The sequence below is a fragment of the Xanthomonas sp. DAR 35659 genome (assembly GCF_041242975.1).
Lineage (GTDB): Bacteria > Pseudomonadota > Gammaproteobacteria > Xanthomonadales > Xanthomonadaceae > Xanthomonas_A > Xanthomonas_A medicagonis.
Map to the genome: position 1 here is coordinate 4,298,432 of NZ_CP162488.1, position 16,291 is coordinate 4,314,722.

Below are 16,291 nucleotides of genomic sequence, written 5' to 3' on the forward strand. Positions count from 1 at the left end.
GCACTCTCAGGGCGACGCCGTCCGCCCGGAGGGCCTTCGCTGCACGCACCGGATCCCGCCCCCCATGCTCATCCGTCTCGGCTACGAGATCCGCTACCGCTTCCCGCAGCCGACCCCGCTGCTGGCCATGCTCGACATCCACGACATCCGCCGCACCGACATCGTCGTGGCCACCGCGCTGCAGACCGAGCCGGCGATCGCGCTGCGCGGCTACCGCGACCAGTTCGGCAACAGCTGCACGCGCATGCTGGCCCCGGCCGGCATGCTGACCCTGCGCGCCGACGCGGTGGTGCGCGACAGCGGCCTGCCCGACCAGTACCGCTACGACGCGTCGCAGACGCCGGTGGAGCAGTTGCCCGACGACACCCTGGTGTACCTGCTCGGCAGCCGCTACTGCGAAACCGACCTGCTCAGCGGGATGGCCTGGGACCTGTTCGGCAACGCGCCGAGCGGCTGGGCGCGGGTCCAGGCGATCTGCGACTACGTGCATGCGCAGATCGAATTCGGCTACGCCCACGCGCGACCGACCAAGAGCGCCGCGCAGGCGCTGCAGGAAGGCCGCGGCGTGTGCCGCGATTTCGCCCATGCGGCGATCGCGCTGTGCCGCTGCATGAACATTCCGGCGCGCTACTGCACCGGCTACCTGGGCGACATCGGCGTGCCGGCCTCGCCGGCGCCGATGGACTTCTCCGGCTGGTTCGAGGCGTTCCTGGACGGACACTGGTACACCTTCGACGCGCGCCACAATCTGCCGCGCATCGGTCGGGTGCTGATCGCGCGCGGCCGCGACGCGGCCGACGTGGCGATCAGCAACACCTTCGGCGCCAACACGCTGGAATCGTTCGTGGTGTGGACCGAGGAAACCGACCAGGCGCAGTTGGGTCCGCGCCCCGTCCCCGACGGCAGCGCCGACGCCCAGGCGCCGCGCGCCGAAGCGATCTCCCTCTCCTAGCGCGCCACGCGCGGGCGATGGCGGCGCGTGCCGCCGTGGACGGCGGCACGCGGCTGTGGGTCAGGCGAACGCGTCGGTGGCGCGCACCAGGGCATCGACGTTCTCCGCCTCGAACGCGGAGTGGCCAGCGCTGGGCGTGATCGTCAACGTCGCCTTCGGCCAGGCCTTGTGCAGTTCCCACGCGCTCTGCACCGGGCACACCACGTCGTAGCGGCCCTGCACGATCACGCCGGGGATGTCGGCGATCTTCGGCGCATCGCGCAACAACTGATCCTCGACCTCGAAGAAGCCGCCATTGACGAAGTAGTGGTTCTCGATGCGCGCGAAGGCGAGCGCGAACTGCGCGTCCTCGTGACCGTCGACGAAGTCCGTATCCACGTGCAGGAAGCTGGTGGCGCCTTCCCACACGCTCCAGGCGCGCGCCGCGGCCAGACGCACGGCCGCGTCGTCGCCGGTGAGACGGCGGTGGAACGCGGAGATCAGGTCGGCGCGCTCCACCGGCGGAATCGCGGCCACGTAGTGCTCCCAGGCGTCGGGGAACAGCCGGCTGGCGCCTTCCTGATAGAACCACTCCAGTTCCCAGCGCCGCAGCATGAAGATGCCGCGCAGCACCAGTTCGGTGACCCGCTGCGGATGGGTCTGCGCATAGGCTAGCGCCAACGTCGAGCCCCAACTGCCGCCGAACACCTGCCAGCGCGCGATGCCCAGCGCCTCGCGCAGCTTCTCGATATCGGCCACCAGGTCCCAGGTGGTGTTGTCCACCAGGTCGGCGTGCGGCGTGGAGCGGCCGGAGCCGCGCTGGTCGAACAGCACGATGCGGTACTTGGCCGGATCGTGGAAGCGACGCATCTTGGCGTTGCAGCCGCCACCCGGGCCGCCGTGCAGCAGCACCACCGGCTTGCCTTGCGGATTGCCGCACTGTTCGTAGTACAGCGTGTGGCGCCCGTCCACCGGCAGCATGCCGCTGTCGAACGGTTCGATCTCGGGATATAGCGTGCGCATGGCCGCTCCTGCGGAAAATCCCGATTCTACCCATGCGCGCCACAGACAGTGGCGGTGCCCAGCGCCGCCCAGCCGCGAACTGGCCTGGCGCCAGCGCGGAGCGGCCGACCGGGGGCCGGACTAACCGAGCGCCGGCGCGCCTCTGCCTTGAGTCTCCTGCAGCCGCTGCGCGTCCATCGCCAGGCGCTGCTCCCGCTGCTGGTTGAACGCCTGCGCCTGCTGCACCGTCTCCTGCATCGGCGCGCCGGCTTGCGACACATCGGTCGCGGCGCGAAACCCCGGCGTGGTACCGGACACCCACAGCTTGTCGCCGGCCATCTGTACCCGGTCGATCTTGTCCGCATCGGCGATGCCGGCCTGCTTGGCGCCGAGCATCGCCTGCGCGACGTGCGCATCGTCGATATGCGCCGGCACGTCCTTGCGGATGCGCGCGAACATCGCCTGATCGGAGGCCGACAGCGCGGCGATGCCGTGGGCCTGATCGCCAGTGCGCGCCGCCTGCGGCGAGGATTGGGTGGACGCTGGCGTGTGCACGTGGCCGGCATTGGCATGCGGCGCGCGGTGGACGTCGGACGCCGGCGCTTGCCGATGTGGCGTGGCAGGCGCGGGCGCCTGGGCCGGCGTGTCGTGCCGGAACCACTGGCCAGGATGGGTCAACGTATCGTAGGCCTGCCCCGCCGCGTGTTTGGCCGCGTCGACGCCCTGTGTGACGGTTTGCTTCGAAGTTTCGAACAGTTGCGTGCCGGCGCGCGCGGCGCCGTCGGCCGCTTGCGAAACCGCATGCCTGGAGGCGTCGTAGGTCTGCGTGGCCACACGTTCGGCCCGCTCCACGCCATCGGCGACCGCGTGCTTGGTCGCGTCGTAGGTCTTGGCGGCGGCACGCTCGGCGTGCTGCACGCCTTCGGCGACGGCATGCTTGGTCGCGTCGTAGGCCGCGCTGGCCGCGCGCTCGGCCCGGTCCATGCCGTCAGCGACCGCATGCTTGGTCGCATCGTAGGTCTGCGCCACCGCGCGTTCGGCCCGATCGACCCCATCCACGATCGCATGCTTGCCGTCCTGGTACGTCTGCGCGGCGGTTTGCGCCACGACCCGCGCGCCGTCGTAGGTATCGACGATGTGGTTGACGACGTTGGCCGCGCCCGCCTGGACGCGAGGATCATGGATACGCTCCACCACGGCATCGGCGGCCGCATGCACGCCCCGCTCCACGACGCCCTTGGCCGCTTCGAAGCCATCGCCGACGATGCGGCCTGCGGCGTCGACGCCCTGCCCGTGCAGATGCATCGCGTCACCCACGAGGCCGCCCAGCGGCGCGGCCGCCGGGAAGACCGGAGCCCCCAAGACACCAGCCGCGCGCGCCGACGCCGCCACGCGTTCGTCCAGGCCCTGCGCGGTACGCCCGGCCGCACGGGCGACATCGGCGCCCTGTTGCAGGTGGTCCTGGGCACCGAGCACAGGCCCATTGCGCTCGATGGAGTTGCGGATGGCGGGGTCGGCATTCAGTGCCAGATATTCGTTCAATTGCCGCTGGAGATTGGGCGACAGGTCGCCCCGGCCGCCGTTGCCGCGCATCTGCCGCAGCGACTCGGAAAGCTCGGCGCGCGCGCGGAACACGTCGTTGCCGAACTGGTCGATGGCACCCTTGTGCTCGGCGTAGCGTTGCGAGGCTTCCTGGAAGCGATGCGGCTCCAGGATGTTGTCCGGACTCTTGCTGTGGAAGTGCTGCTGGCCACCGTGATCGCCCAGCCGCATCGCGATCAGCGCGTTGGGCGGCGCCGACCCGGCCGGCGCATCCACATAGCGGCCGGCCCTCAGGCTCTGGATATCCTCCTCGCTGGCCAGCGACACCACCTCGCCGACGTGCGGACTGGCCGCGCTCACCACGTCGCCGGCCATGCGGTAATTGGTCATCTGAAAGCCCGGCTGCGGCGGGCCATCGATCATTTCTGCCGCGCCGAAGCCGTTGTAGGTGGCACCGCGCAAGCCGTACTTGGCGGCCTCGATTTCCGCCACTGCGCCGCCCAGCGAGTGGCCGGCGACATATATTTGGCTATGGGGGATTCCAAGTGCCTCCGCCTTGGCGATCATCTGGGCGGTAAACGCATCGGCTGCGGATTTTTGCGCATTGACAGTGTCCCGCACCATCTTGGCATCGACGGCGATATCCTGCAGCGTCGTGAGCGCGTGATCGGCTTTTTCTGCACTGGTTTCGCCGGAGAACAGACCAGGATCGGTTCCGCGATAGGCGATAATAATATCGTTTGTTTGCCTATCTCGATACGCCGTGGCATGGAGTCCAGTCGTCGGATCGCTCACATAGCCGAATACCTCACATTTTTTTCCATCGAGCTCGACGATCTTCTGCGTATCAACGTCACTCCGAGGACGGTTGACATATGAATCATTTAGCCGCATCGGCGAGCACTTGATTAATCATCCTCATGGCTTGACTTCCTTGACAGCGATGATGGCAGAGAAATAGGCATCCGGATGCTGGAGCACCTCAGGATCGGCGGGATCCAAATCCAGCGTGCCATATTGGAATAAAGATTGATCTCCATATGCACTTTTCTTTAAATACCTTTCTGTATCTCCATCACGCAGAAGTGAATCAAGCATGTCCCCCCAATTGAATCGCACCCCCTTGGCAACCGCGGCGACGCCTACGCTCGTGACATCCCAGTGGCATACGCCAAGCTTGAAGTAGTCCTCATCCTGCAGGGCATCACGATAGAAGTACCCCTTCCATGTATGCTCATCCACGCGAGCCATGGAAACATCCAGCCCAGCATCTGGCAGATGCTGTGTACCAAGGAGCCGGATCATCGGCACGCACTCTTTATTGACAACTTCGTAGCTGATGTACGCCTTAATAGAATCCCAAGGCCCTGGCGCATGAGACGTAGCGATGACCTCATAACGCTTGACCGGGTGTGGATTCAAATGACCGGTTGCGTCATCGTTTCCAATATCGATGCCTTTCGAACAACCGGCGGTGGTCGCGGCCAGAGGCATGATGGCGGCAGCGGCCAGGTGGTGCAGTTTCATCGGATCGTCCTCGGGGGGATGGGCCGCGGGTACCGCGACCGTGGGGGCTGGAGGTAGTGGCAGTGTCGGCTTGCGCCGGGGCTTTACCGACAATCCGCCATGCGGCAGAGCACCGAGCCTGGCGTGGACGTCCGCGTTGATGCTGCCCATGTCACGCAGGAGTTGCGCGTCGTGAAGTGGATCGTGCATCGCGCGCGCTCGCGGACGATAGGGATTGTCGGGGTACTCGTTCTTTTCATGGCTCATCGCGCGTCACCTCTCCTTTTTCCCATTCTTCCAAGTTGCGCTTTAGATATTACTAACACGGAATCACACCATCAGTGTCGGCGGTGCAGTTGCGCCGACATAGCCACCGATGACAGCCGCGACCGGGTCGATCTGCGGAATAAACTCAGCTGCGGCGCACCTGCCGGCTCACTACAGACGATTTTATGCAAGCTCATGACCAGATCAGCGAGGTTTAGAGAATAGACTTGAAAGCACACTTTCCTTGATAGAGATGGTGACGGGAAAGAAGTCGCCTGGTTCACGCTTGTATTCCGGCCGAAGATGGGAGCAGTCAGGCGCACCATAGGGAGCAAAAGACCTGTCCCCATACGCGCTCTTCTTGAAATAGCTCGTTTGTGTGCCGTCACGAAGAAGCTCTTCAAAAGAACCACTCCAAGCGAAACGTACACTTTGGAACATCGCGCTGGCACTAACGCTGGTGACATCCCACTGACACATGCCAAGTTTGAAGTAGTTCTCGTCTCGCAAGGCATCACGATAGAAATAGCCCTTCCAAGTGTGATCGTCCACTTGCACCATGGGCACATTGAGCCCGGTATTCGGCACATGTTGCGTGCCAAGGAATGGGATCATCGGCACGCATTTCGTATTGACGACGTCATAGCCGATGTAGGCGCCTTCGAACGAATCCCATGGCCCCGGCGCATGCGACGTGGCGATGACCTCGTAGCGCTTGACCGGGTGCCGATTACGCCAGGCGGCGCCCGGTTCAGGCGAGCGGCCAGCGCCCCAACGTGACCCGATCGCGCGCTTCCAGGTCCTGGTGGGTGGTCACGTCGGTGAAGCCCGCCGCCGCCAGCACGGCGCGCACCGCGTCGCCCTGGTCCCAGCCGTGCTCCAGCAGCAGCCAGCCGCCCGGCAACAGGTGGGCCGGCGCGGCGGCGGCGATCTGGCGGATGTCGTCCAGGCCGTCGGCGCCGGAGGCCAGGGCACTGGCCGGTTCGTAGCGCAGGTCGCCCTGCGCCAGGTGCGGGTCGTCGGCGGCGATGTAGGGCGGGTTGCTCGCGATCAGGTCGAAGCGCTGCCCGGCCAGGGGCGCCAGCCAGGCGCCATGGGCGAAGGCGACGTTGTCCAGGCGGTGCGCCCGCGCGTTGGCCTGCGCCACCGCCAGCGCCGCCTCGCTCAGGTCGGTCGCCAGCACCTGCGCCCGCGGCCGCTCGCTGGCCAGCGCCAAGGCGATCGCGCCGCTGCCGGTGCCCAGGTCGGCGATGCGCCGGCCCGGTGCGGTGTCGACCCGTTCCAGGGCCAGTTCGACCAAGCGCTCGGTCTCCGCACGCGGGATCAGCGTCGCCGGCCCCACCGCCAGGTCGAGCGTCCAGAAACCGCGGCGGCCGGTCAGGTAGGCCACCGGCTCGCCGTGCACGCGTCGCGCCAGCAGGTCGGCGAAGCGGTGTGCCACCGGCGCCGGCAACGGGTCGCGGGCATGCGCGAACAGCCAGGCGCGGTCGCGCTGCAAGGCGTGGATCAGCAAGGCTTCGGCATCGGCGCGCTCGACCTGCTGGCAGGCCGAGCGCAACAGGGATTCGGGGGTGTGCGCATTCATCGGCGTCACGATGACGCAGTGGTCCGGAAAAGCCAACGTGGTAGAACGAAGCCGGCATGTCGCGCGGCACCACCGCATTGCCGATGGGCAGGCCCGGCATACCAACCAGACAGCGGGCCGCCTACCCCGCGGACTTGGCACACGCGGAAGCGCTCCCGCACGGGCTTCCCGCAGCGCAGCAAAGAGCCAGGCTTGAATAACGATAGACGAAATCTATCTATTCAATTCCATCAATCGATTTGAGATATCTATCGCCCCCTCCTATGATGAGCCTCGTTCCATCCCCCGCCCCCTTTTCCAACCACGAGGAAACTCCATGTCTTTGATCAACACCCCGGTCGCGCCATTCAAGGCCAACGCCTACAAGAACGGCGAATTCATCGAAGTCACCGACGCGGACCTGAAGGGCAAGTGGTCGGTGCTGATCTTCATGCCGGCCGCCTTTACCTTCAACTGCCCGACCGAAGTGGAAGACGCCGCCGACAACTACGCCGAGTTCCAGAAGATCGGCGCCGAGGTCTACATCGTCACCACCGACACGCACTTCTCGCACAAGGTGTGGCACGAGACCTCGCCGGCGGTGGGCAAGGCGCAGTTCGCGCTGGTCGGCGACCCGACCCACCAGCTGACCCGCGCGTTCGGCGTGCACATCGACGAGGAAGGCCTGGCCCTGCGCGGCACCTTCGTGATCAATCCGGAAGGCGTGATCAAGACCCTCGAGATCCACGACAACGCCATCGCCCGCGACGTCACCGAGACCCTGCGCAAGCTCAAGGCCGCGCAGTTCGTCGCCGCGCATCCGGGCGAAGTGTGCCCGGCCAAGTGGAAGGAAGGCGAAAAGACCCTGAAGCCGTCGCTGGACCTGGTCGGCAAGATCTAAGTCGCGCCACGCTCCCATCTCCGCCGTCCCGGCGGGGGTGGGGGTGAACCGCAGCCCGCGCCGCCCACGCCCGCCTCGCGCCAGCCACCGGCCGCGTCGGCTGCGGTTCACCCCTCCTCCCAATTCTTCACGGCGGTCTGCCCCTGTGGCAGCAACGCCTCCCCTTCGCTTTGCCCATCGTCAGGAGTCCGCCATGTTGGATGCCGATCTGAAAACCCAGTTGAAGGCTTACCTGGAGCGGGTCGTCCGGCCCATCCACATCACCGCGTCGGTGGACGACGGCGCCAAATCGCGCGAGATGCTCGATCTGCTCGAGGATCTGGTGCTGCTGTCGGACAAGATCACGCTGGACGTGCACCGCGACAGCGGCGAGCGTACGCCGTCGTTCGCGCTGACCAGCCCCGGCCACGATATCCACCTGCGCTTCGCCGGGCTGCCGCTGGGCCACGAGTTCACCTCGCTGGTGCTGGCCTTGCTGCAGGTCGGCGGGCACCCGTCCAAAGCCACCGCCGAGTTGATCGAGCAGGTGCGCAACCTGCCCGGCGAGTACCGCTTCGAAACCTATTTCTCGCTGTCCTGTCAGAACTGCCCGGACGTGGTGCAGGCGCTGAATCTGGCCGCGGTGCTGAACCCGAACATCCAGCACGTGGCGATCGACGGCGCGCTGTTCCAGGACGAAGTGGAAGCGCGGCAGATCATGTCGGTGCCCACCGTGTACCTCAACGGCGAAGTGTTCGACCAGGGCCGCATGAGCCTGGAGCAGATCGTGGCCAAGCTCGACACCGGCGCGGCCAAGCGCGATGCGGCCAACCTCGCGGCCAAGGCGCCGTTCGACGTGCTGGTGATCGGCGGCGGCCCGGCCGGCGCGGCGGCGGCGATCTATGCCGCGCGCAAGGGCATCCGCACCGGCGTGGCGGCCGAGCGCTTCGGCGGCCAGGTGCTGGACACCATGGCGATCGAGAACTTCATCTCGGTGCAGGAGACCGAAGGCCCGAAGATGGCCGCGGCGCTGGAGCAGCACGTGCGCCAGTACGACGTGGACATCATGAACCTGCAGCGCGCCGAACAGCTGATTCCGGCCGGCGCCGACGGCCTGGTCGAGGTCAAGCTGGCCAATGGCGCCTCGCTGAAGAGCCGCAGCGTGATCCTGTCCACCGGCGCGCGCTGGCGGCAGATGAACGTGCCCGGCGAAGACCAGTACCGCAACAAGGGCGTGGCCTACTGCCCGCACTGCGACGGCCCGCTGTTCAAGGGCAAGCGCGTGGCGGTGATCGGCGGCGGCAACTCCGGCGTGGAAGCGGCGATCGACCTGGCCGGCATCGTCAGCCACGTCACCCTGGTCGAGTTCGACAGCAAGCTACGCGCCGACGAAGTGCTGCAGCGCAAGCTGCGCAGCCTGGGCAACGTGGACATCCTGGTCAACGCGCAGAGCACCGAGGTGCTGGGCGACGGCAGCAAGGTCACCGGCCTGGTCTACAAGGACCGCGTCGGCGGCGACGTCCACCGCGTGGCGCTGGAAGGCATCTTCGTGCAGATCGGGCTGTTGCCGAACACCGAGTGGCTACAGGGCACGGTGGCGCTGTCGCCGCGCGGCGAGATCGTGGTCGACGACCGCGGCCAGACGTCGCTGCCGGGCGTGTTCGCCGCCGGCGATGCGACCACGGTGCCGTACAAGCAGATCATCATCGCCATGGGCGAAGGCTCCAAGGCGGCGCTGAGCGCGTTCGACCACCTGATCCGCAGCAGCGCGCCGGTCAACGGCGCGGTCGCCGAAGCGGCCTGATCCGCGACCGCCCCGCGCCGCGACCCGGCGCGGGGCCTATGCTGTCCCGGGGCGATCGGCCCCACGCCGCGCCGAGTACACCGCCAAGGAGCCTGCCGATGAACCTGCGTGATCTGAAGTACCTGGTGGCGCTGGCCGATCACAAGCATTTCGGGCGTGCCGCGGCGGCCTGCTTCGTCAGCCAGCCGACGCTGTCCACGCAGATCAAGAAGCTCGAGGACGAACTCGGCGTGCCGCTGGTCGAGCGTGCGCCGCGCAAGGTCATGCTGACCCCGGCCGGACGCGAGGCGGCCAGCCGCGCGCGCGGCATCGTCGCCGAGATCGAGCAGATGAAGGAAGCGGCGCGGCGCAGCCAGGACCCGGAAGCGGGCACGGTGCGCCTGGGCATCTTCCCGACGCTGGGCCCGTACCTGCTGCCGCACGTGATCCCGGGCATCCGCGAACGCTTCCCGCACCTGGAGCTGCTGCTGATCGAGGAAAAGAGCGACGTGCTGCTGACCCGATTGCGCGAAGGCCGGCTGGATGCGGCGCTGCTCGCACTGCCGCTGCACGACGACCAGCTGCATACCGAATTCCTGTTCGAGGAACCGTTCGTGCTGGCGGTGCCCGATACCCATCCGCTGGCCAAGCGCGATTCCCTGAGCCTGAGCGAACTGCACCAGCAACGGCTGCTGCTGCTGGAGGATGGCCATTGCCTGCGCGAGCAGGCCCTGGACGTGTGCCACCTGTCCGGCGCGCTGGAAAAAGCCGAATTCCAGGCCACCAGCCTGGAAACGCTGCGGCAGATGGTGGCCGCCAATGTCGGCGTGACCCTGCTGCCGCTGCTGGCGGTGCAACCGCCGGTGACCAATTCGTCCAACATCCATCTGCTGCGCTTCGACGATGCCTCCGGCCCGAGCCGGCGCATCGCGATGCTGTGGCGCCGCAGTTCGGCGATGAGCGATTTCCTGGAGCAGCTGGCGACGCTGTTCAAGGCGCTGCCCGAGACGCTGCTGTCGGCCAGGGCCGCGCCGAGCGCAGTAGCAGCCCCCGTCGTCGACACGCTGCCGCGCGTCGCCGCGCGTTGAGCGCGGCACGGCGGGCGTCGCCGCCACTGGCGCTGGCGGCGCTAACGCCGGTTTACGGCCGGACGATGCGACAATCCTGGGTCAGCGCTGCCTGTAGCGCCGCGTTCGTGCCCCCGTGGCCGACCGCGTGCGACCGCCAGCGCCCTCCCGGCGGCGCCTCGCAGCGCCGCCTTTTTCATGACCCAAGGAGTTTGCCATGTCCTCTCACCCGCAAAGCGGCCTACCCCCTTCGCTGATCGTGTCCAGCCACGACCTGGCCCGTCTGGAGGCCTTGCTCGAATCGCCCGCATTGAAGCAACACCCGGCCGCGCTCGCGCTGGGCGAAGAACTGGGCCGCGCCACCGTGGTGCCGCCCGAACAGATTCCCGCCGGCATCGTCGCCATGCACGCGCGCGTGGAATGCGAAGACGAACTGCACGGCGAACGCCACCAACTCACCCTGGTCTACCCGCACGAAGCCGATGCCGCGCAAGGCCGCGTCTCGGTGCTGGCGCCGGTCGGCAGCGCCCTGCTCGGCCTGGCCGTGGGCCAGTCGATCGACTGGCAGGCCCCGGGCGGCCGCGCGCTGCGGCTGCGCGTGCTGGCGGTGCAGCCGGCCGGCGACTTCGCGCACGCGACGGGTTAACGTGCGCGGGCTTATCCTCCATTCCATCCGTTCCGAGAACTATCGATGACGTCTTCCGCTCCTTCCAAACTGGCTCAGCTGCGCGAGTTGTCCGTGGTCGTGGCCGATACCGGCGACTACGATGCGATCAAGCGGCTCAAGCCGGTCGATTGCACCACCAATCCGACCCTGGTGAAGAAAGCGCTCGACCTGCCGGTCTACGCCGACCTGATCGACGAAGCGCTGGCCTGGGCGCGCGGTCAGGACGGCGACCATGCCGCCCTGGTCGACGAGATCGCCGACCGCCTGACCATCGGCGTGGGCACCAAGCTCAGCGCGCTGGTGCCCGGGCGCGTATCCACCGAAGTGGATGCCGACCTGGCGCACGACACCGCCGCCACCATCGCCAAGGCGCACAAGTTCATCGCCATGTACGCCGAGCACGGCGTGTCCAAGGACAAGGTGCTGATCAAGGTCGCCGCGACCTGGGAAGGCATCGAGGCCGCGCGCCAGCTGCAGAAGGACGGCATCGACTGCAACCTGACGCTGATCTTCAACCGCACCCAGGCGCTGGCCTGCGCCGAGGCCGGCGTGTTCCTGATCTCGCCGTTCGTCGGCCGCATCCTCGACTGGTACGTGGCCCAGGGCCAGACCCCGGCGACGATCGACGACGACCCGGGCGTGCAGTTCGTGCGCGGCGTCTACGACGAGTTCAAGCGCCGCGGCTCGCCGACGGTGGTGATGGGCGCCTCGTTCCGCTCCACCGCGCAGATCGAAGCGCTGGCCGGCTGCGATCGCCTGACCATCTCGCCGGACCTGCTGGAGAAGCTCGACGCCGACCATGGCGAACTGCCGCGCAAGCTCTCGCCCGGGCAGGCCGATGGCGCCAAGGTGGAGCCGATCGACGCGCAGCGTTTCGCCGCCGACCTGGCCGCCGATCCGATGGCGACCGAGAAACTGGCCAGCGGCATCGACACCTTCGCCAAGGACCTGCAGGCGCTGCGCGAGACGATCCGGCACAAGCTGGCGGCCTGACCGCTGTGCAGCACCACAAGAGCGGTGAGGCCGCTCTTGTGGTGGGGGGAATAGGGAAACGGGAATAGGGAATCGGCGAAGCGGGTGCCCGTCGCGAAGCCGGCTCCCCGATCGAATCAGATGCCGTCGGTGCAGGCCGTTGTATCGCGCGAGCACAAACGCCTCTACACACGGAAAGCGGGAAACAAGCCTGGCTAAATCGCACATCGCCGGCGGCGTTCGCGACACCGCGTTGGCGCCGCCGCAACTTTTCGCCGGCTATGCTGCGCTTTCCACAGCAGAGGAACGGCAATGGCGACGATCGCGGTAGTGATGGTGGACGGCGTGGCGGACTGGGAAATCGGCATCGTCCTGCCGGCGGCGCGGGCCTGGTTCGGCGACGCGGGCCAGGGCGACACGATCCAGATCGCCAGCATCGACGGCAAGCCGGTCACCTCGATCGGCGGTCTGGCCATCCATCCTGCCTACGCCTTGTCGGATCTGGCGCCACTGGACGCCGACCTGTGGCTGCTGCCCGGCAGCGACCGTTGGCAGGCCGGCGAGATTCCAGGGCTGAGCGCGCTGCTGCAGCAGCGTCTGGAGGCCGGCCGCGGCGTCGCCGCGATCTGCGGCGCGACCCTGGCGCTGGCCTATGCCGGCCTGCTCGACACGCGGCCGCACACCAGCAACTCCGAAGCCTTTCTGCGCGAGCACGTCGGTGTCTATGCCGGCAGCGCGCACTACCAGGCGCGCCGCGTGGTCAGCGCCGGCGGCCTGATCACCGCGCCGGGCACCAGCCCGGTCGGCTTCGCCGAGGAATGCCTGCGCCTGCTGCATCCCGAGCGCGAGGCGCAGATCGCGCAACTGCGGCAGATGTTCGCCGCCGAGTTCGACTAGGGCGTGTCCCCACTCCCCGAGCATGCCGCGCTCGGGGACTGGGGACGCGCCCCAGGGGCTGCGCCGCCGGCGCAAGGACGCCGGCCGAGGCGCATCGCGATCAGCCGGCCACGCGCGTCCAGGCCTGGCCGTCGAATGCGGAGATCGCCTGGTCGCCAATGGACCAGAGCACCCCATCGGCGCTGCTGAGGCGATGACAGCTGTCAGGAGCCAGGCCGCCGCCGACCGGCTCGAGCCGATCGCCACGCAATGCGTAGACGGCATCGCGCGTGGACACATGCAGCGTGTCCGCGAACCACGCCAGATCCCAGAAGTCCGCATCGGTGGCGTGATGGCCGATGATCTGCCATTGCGCGCCGCGGCCTCTGAGGAGCACCCCACCCATGCCGCAGGCATAGACCCAGCCGTCGCCGGCGCAGCAGACACGTGTGAGATGCGCTTCGGTGGGACTGGCACAGCGGCTCCAGGCGGCGCCGTCGAAGCACCAGATCTCGCCATGCCACCCCACCGCGTAGAGACTACGCTCGCTGTCGCCGTGGATGGATTCGAAGCCGAACACCAGGTCCTTCGCCGGCTGTTCCGGCATGTCGCCATGCAGCGCCAGCCAGGTGCTGGGGGCCGTGCGCCTGAACACCTGGCGATCCATGCCGCAGACGTAGGCGTAGCCGGCGACGTTGCGGATTTCGCGCAGGATGCCCGGCGCCACGCCCTCGCAGGCGATCCGCTCGTCGTAGTCGTCGCCGTTGCCCATCACGCGCACGTCGCCGTGTTCGCCCAGGGCGATGGCCTGCTCTTTGGGATATTGCACGATGCAGACCGAGTGGGCATTCCAGCGGCCGATCTCGAACATGCACCAATCGCCCGCATCCAGGGCGTAGAACGCGGTATGCGGCAATTGCGCTTCGGCCAGGCCAGGATCGATGCACAGCACGTACACCAGGTCGTGGTAGCGCACGGCAGCGCTGCGGAAGCGGTATCCGATGCGCTCGAAGTCGAAGTCGGTCATTGCATGCTCTCCATGTGCCGGCGGCCAAGCGAATACGCCGTTTGCCCAGGGACTACCCTGCGCCCATACCGACGCCGCACGTCACACTCCCCTGGACGCGTCATAGCGTCACGTCGATCCAACGTTGGCCGTCTTCCGTCCATACCACATGCTTGGGCCCGCACGACCACAGCACGCCGTCGCTGGCGTGAAGGTGCCGGCAACTGGGCGTCGGCGACAGTTGCATGTCCACCGCCACTAGGTGGTCCTGGCTGTCGAGCTTGAACAGTCCGCTGTCGCACGCCAGATACAGTTCGCCGTTGAACCATTCCATGCCCCAGAAATCGTCGCGGGTCGCATCGTGCTCGATGCGCTGCCAACGCATGCCGTCGCTGCGCAGCAATGTTCCCATCTGGCCGCAGGCATAGACCAGGTCGTCACGGATCACGCGAACCCGGTGCAGTACGAGCGGGGTCGGACTGTCCTGTTGCTGCCACTGCCCGCGATGGCGCAGCCAGATCTCGCCGTTGAAGCCAACGGCATAGAGGCGCTCCTCGCTCAGGCCGTCGATCGCGTTGAAGCCGCATAGCGCGGGCTCACCGCGCGGCAGGACCGTCCCGTGATCCTGGCGCGTCCACTGGCCATCCGCTTCCCGACGGTAGACCTGGCGCCCCATGCCGACGACATAGGCGACACCCGCGATCACACGCAGGTCCCGAATGGGACCTCGCCGCGAAGGGCCGTCGGCAGAAGCATCGATGACTTCCTCGCTGGCGCCGTCCGCCGTGCTGACCGAAACGAGCCCATCGGGACCAACGGCGAGCAGGGTGGGTTCGGTATGCTCGACGAAGCAGACGCGCGTGGCGTGCCAGCCCAGTTCGAAGTAGAACCACGCGCACTGGGCTCGGTCCCACTTGAGCAGGAGCGTCTCGGTCGCACCGTGATCCTTCAACGCATCGATTTGCGCAATGACACGACCGATGCCACGGCCTTGCATGAAACCGGAGAGAAAAGAGAGTTCGTTGGACATGCGTGCTTCTACTGACCCCGGGAACCAGGGTGCCGGATGCGGCTAGCGCAGGCAACCACGCCCACGCTGGCGGCCTCGCCCACTAGGGCGTGTCCCCACTCCCGGAGCATGCCGCGGGGAGTGGGGACACGCCCTAGCGCTCGGGGGGCCTGACCGCTCAGGCCTCCAGCCCGATCGGGCAACTCACGCCGGTGCCGCCCAGGCCGCAGTAGCCGCCCGGGTTCTTGGCCAGGTACTGCTGATGCTCGTCCTCGGCGTAGTAGAACGGCGGGGCGGGAAACCGGATCTCGGTGGTGATGGGACCGTAGCCGGCGGCATCCAGACGCTGCTGGTAGGCATCGCGGCTGGCGATCGCCGCGTCGTACTGTTCCTGCGTGCTGCAGTAGATCGCCGAACGGTACTGAGTGCCGGTATCGTTGCCCTGGCGCATGCCCTGGGTTGGGTCGTGACTTTCCCAGAAGGTCTGCAGCAACTGCGCAAAGCTCACCTCACGCGAGTCGTACGCGACCAACACCGCCTCGGTATGACCGGTCTGGCCGGAACACACCTCGCGATAGGTGGCATTGGGCGTCTCGCCGCCGGCGTAGCCGACCGCCGTGCTGAACACCCCCGGCAACGACCAGAACTTGCGCTCGGCGCCCCAGAAGCAGCCCAGGCCGAACTGCACCTGCTCCAGGCCGGCGAACGCGTCGCGCAGCGGGTTCCCGTTGACGAAGTGGCGGTTGTGCAGCGGCAGCGGTTCGCTACGGCCGGGCAGGCTTTCGCCCGGACGCGGCAGGCGCTGCTTGAAGGCACCGATTCCCAACATGGCGCGAACTCCTGGCATCGAAAGGGATGCCTTGTGGATGGCGCTGCTGAACCGCCTTTTCAAGGCGGAGATTGGGGAGTCGGGAGTGGGGGATTGGCAAAAGCGGCGCGCTTTTTCGAATCCCCACTCCCGACTCCCCAGTCCCGGCCCCTCCCCTACATCGCCCGCGTCACCTGGCCGCCAAGGCCCAGTGTCATCAGCACTTCCTGGGCCTTTTCCAGCAGTTCGTCGGCCACGCAGACCTGGACCACGCCGAACGGCAGTTCGCCGGTGCCGCCAAGCAGCGCTTCGCCGAACACGAAGGCGGTGATGCCGGCGTCCTCCAGCGCATGCTTGGCCAGGTGCGCATCGATCAGGTGCTGGGCGCGATAGGCGATCTGCATAGTCCGC

At 67.2% G+C, this 16,291-nt stretch carries 16 protein-coding genes; 7 read left to right on the forward strand and 9 right to left on the reverse strand.

All coding sequences use genetic code 11. The annotated features are described in order from the left end of the window. The first annotated feature begins 64 nt into the window (after positions 1–64). Positions 65–952 (forward strand): transglutaminase domain-containing protein, encoded by an 888-nt coding sequence (locus AB3X07_RS18190; RefSeq protein WP_369940102.1) that lies wholly within the window; start codon positions 65–67, stop codon positions 950–952. Between the two features lie 60 nt (positions 953–1,012). Here AB3X07_RS18190 and pip read toward each other — a convergent pair whose 3' ends face one another. The 5 genes from pip to prmC all read right to left on the reverse strand — a co-directional run bounded on the left by pip (position 1,013) and on the right by prmC (position 6,833). Continuing rightward, positions 1,013–1,954, reverse strand: coding sequence for a prolyl aminopeptidase (gene pip / locus AB3X07_RS18195; protein WP_369940103.1), 942 nt, complete (start codon positions 1,952–1,954; stop codon positions 1,013–1,015). Between the two features lie 120 nt (positions 1,955–2,074). Next, positions 2,075–4,369, reverse strand: coding sequence for a lipase family protein (locus AB3X07_RS18200; RefSeq protein ID WP_369940104.1), 2,295 nt, complete (start codon positions 4,367–4,369; stop codon positions 2,075–2,077). A gap of 24 nt (positions 4,370–4,393) precedes the next feature. Beyond that, complete coding sequence (locus AB3X07_RS18205) at positions 4,394–5,248, reverse strand: hypothetical protein (RefSeq protein WP_369940105.1); 855 nt, start codon at positions 5,246–5,248, stop codon at positions 4,394–4,396. Positions 5,249–5,452: 204 nt separating this feature from the next. Further along, a complete protein-coding gene (locus AB3X07_RS18210; RefSeq protein WP_369940106.1) occupies positions 5,453–5,863 on the reverse strand; it encodes a hypothetical protein in 411 nt (136 codons plus the stop codon). Between the two features lie 136 nt (positions 5,864–5,999). Further along, the gene (prmC, locus tag AB3X07_RS18215) at positions 6,000–6,833 is read right to left on the reverse strand and encodes a peptide chain release factor N(5)-glutamine methyltransferase (protein ID WP_369940107.1); all 834 of its coding nucleotides are present in this window, start codon (positions 6,831–6,833) and stop codon (positions 6,000–6,002) included. 316 nt (positions 6,834–7,149) lie between these two features. Between prmC and ahpC the strand changes: the two genes are divergently transcribed. From ahpC to AB3X07_RS18245, 6 genes are all read left to right on the forward strand, one after another. Beyond that, complete coding sequence (gene ahpC, locus AB3X07_RS18220; RefSeq protein WP_369940108.1) at positions 7,150–7,713, forward strand: alkyl hydroperoxide reductase subunit C; 564 nt, start codon at positions 7,150–7,152, stop codon at positions 7,711–7,713. Between the two features lie 193 nt (positions 7,714–7,906). Continuing rightward, entirely contained in the window at positions 7,907–9,496 is a 1,590-nt protein-coding gene (gene ahpF, locus AB3X07_RS18225; protein WP_369940111.1) for an alkyl hydroperoxide reductase subunit F, read from the forward strand. A 98-nt stretch (positions 9,497–9,594) separates the two neighbouring features. Further along, complete coding sequence (locus AB3X07_RS18230; protein ID WP_369940113.1) at positions 9,595–10,563, forward strand: LysR substrate-binding domain-containing protein; 969 nt, start codon at positions 9,595–9,597, stop codon at positions 10,561–10,563. Between the two features lie 196 nt (positions 10,564–10,759). Beyond that, positions 10,760–11,188: a nucleoside diphosphate kinase regulator gene (rnk, locus tag AB3X07_RS18235; RefSeq protein WP_369940115.1), complete on the forward strand. Its 429-nt coding sequence runs from the start codon at positions 10,760–10,762 to the stop codon at positions 11,186–11,188. A 45-nt stretch (positions 11,189–11,233) separates the two neighbouring features. Then, complete coding sequence (locus AB3X07_RS18240; RefSeq protein WP_369940117.1) at positions 11,234–12,202, forward strand: transaldolase; 969 nt, start codon at positions 11,234–11,236, stop codon at positions 12,200–12,202. A 291-nt stretch (positions 12,203–12,493) separates the two neighbouring features. Continuing rightward, positions 12,494–13,078 carry a type 1 glutamine amidotransferase family protein gene (locus AB3X07_RS18245; RefSeq protein ID WP_369940119.1) on the forward strand — a complete coding sequence of 195 codons (585 nt, stop codon included), beginning with the start codon at positions 12,494–12,496 and terminating at the stop codon, positions 13,076–13,078. A 100-nt stretch (positions 13,079–13,178) separates the two neighbouring features. Here AB3X07_RS18245 and AB3X07_RS18250 read toward each other — a convergent pair whose 3' ends face one another. The 4 genes from AB3X07_RS18250 to AB3X07_RS18265 all read right to left on the reverse strand — a co-directional run bounded on the left by AB3X07_RS18250 (position 13,179) and on the right by AB3X07_RS18265 (position 16,284). After that, complete coding sequence (locus AB3X07_RS18250) at positions 13,179–14,084, reverse strand: hypothetical protein (protein ID WP_369940120.1); 906 nt, start codon at positions 14,082–14,084, stop codon at positions 13,179–13,181. Positions 14,085–14,184: 100 nt separating this feature from the next. Further along, positions 14,185–15,093, reverse strand: coding sequence for a WD40/YVTN/BNR-like repeat-containing protein (locus AB3X07_RS18255; protein ID WP_369940122.1), 909 nt, complete (start codon positions 15,091–15,093; stop codon positions 14,185–14,187). A 157-nt stretch (positions 15,094–15,250) separates the two neighbouring features. Next, positions 15,251–15,901, reverse strand: coding sequence for a peptide-methionine (S)-S-oxide reductase MsrA (msrA, locus tag AB3X07_RS18260; RefSeq protein ID WP_369940124.1), 651 nt, complete (start codon positions 15,899–15,901; stop codon positions 15,251–15,253). Between the two features lie 155 nt (positions 15,902–16,056). Continuing rightward, on the reverse strand, positions 16,057–16,284 hold the full coding sequence (locus tag AB3X07_RS18265; protein ID WP_369940125.1) for a DUF2007 domain-containing protein: 228 nt from the start codon (positions 16,282–16,284) through the stop codon (positions 16,057–16,059). Positions 16,285–16,291: the final 7 nt, after the last annotated feature.

Bases quoted from the DNA above. Each gene is read 5' to 3' on its own strand.
- AB3X07_RS18240 (WP_369940117.1), top strand. From the start codon at position 11,234: ATGACGTCTTCCGCTCCTTCCAAACTGGCTCAGCTGCGCGAGTTGTCC.
- ahpF (WP_369940111.1), top strand. From the start codon at position 7,907: ATGTTGGATGCCGATCTGAAAACCCAGTTGAAGGCTTACCTGGAGCGG.
- AB3X07_RS18200 (WP_369940104.1), bottom strand. From the start codon at position 4,369: ATGCGGCTAAATGATTCATATGTCAACCGTCCTCGGAGTGACGTTGAT.
- AB3X07_RS18255 (WP_369940122.1), bottom strand. From the start codon at position 15,093: ATGTCCAACGAACTCTCTTTTCTCTCCGGTTTCATGCAAGGCCGTGGC.
- AB3X07_RS18250 (WP_369940120.1), bottom strand. From the start codon at position 14,084: ATGACCGACTTCGACTTCGAGCGCATCGGATACCGCTTCCGCAGCGCT.
- AB3X07_RS18210 (WP_369940106.1), bottom strand. From the start codon at position 5,863: ATGATCCCATTCCTTGGCACGCAACATGTGCCGAATACCGGGCTCAAT.
- AB3X07_RS18205 (WP_369940105.1), bottom strand. From the start codon at position 5,248: ATGAGCCATGAAAAGAACGAGTACCCCGACAATCCCTATCGTCCGCGA.
- msrA (WP_369940124.1), bottom strand. From the start codon at position 15,901: ATGTTGGGAATCGGTGCCTTCAAGCAGCGCCTGCCGCGTCCGGGCGAA.
- prmC (WP_369940107.1), bottom strand. From the start codon at position 6,833: ATGAATGCGCACACCCCCGAATCCCTGTTGCGCTCGGCCTGCCAGCAG.
- rnk (WP_369940115.1), top strand. From the start codon at position 10,760: ATGTCCTCTCACCCGCAAAGCGGCCTACCCCCTTCGCTGATCGTGTCC.
- AB3X07_RS18265 (WP_369940125.1), bottom strand. From the start codon at position 16,284: ATGCAGATCGCCTATCGCGCCCAGCACCTGATCGATGCGCACCTGGCC.
- AB3X07_RS18230 (WP_369940113.1), top strand. From the start codon at position 9,595: ATGAACCTGCGTGATCTGAAGTACCTGGTGGCGCTGGCCGATCACAAG.
- AB3X07_RS18245 (WP_369940119.1), top strand. From the start codon at position 12,494: ATGGCGACGATCGCGGTAGTGATGGTGGACGGCGTGGCGGACTGGGAA.
- ahpC (WP_369940108.1), top strand. From the start codon at position 7,150: ATGTCTTTGATCAACACCCCGGTCGCGCCATTCAAGGCCAACGCCTAC.
- pip (WP_369940103.1), bottom strand. From the start codon at position 1,954: ATGCGCACGCTATATCCCGAGATCGAACCGTTCGACAGCGGCATGCTG.
- AB3X07_RS18190 (WP_369940102.1), top strand. From the start codon at position 65: ATGCTCATCCGTCTCGGCTACGAGATCCGCTACCGCTTCCCGCAGCCG.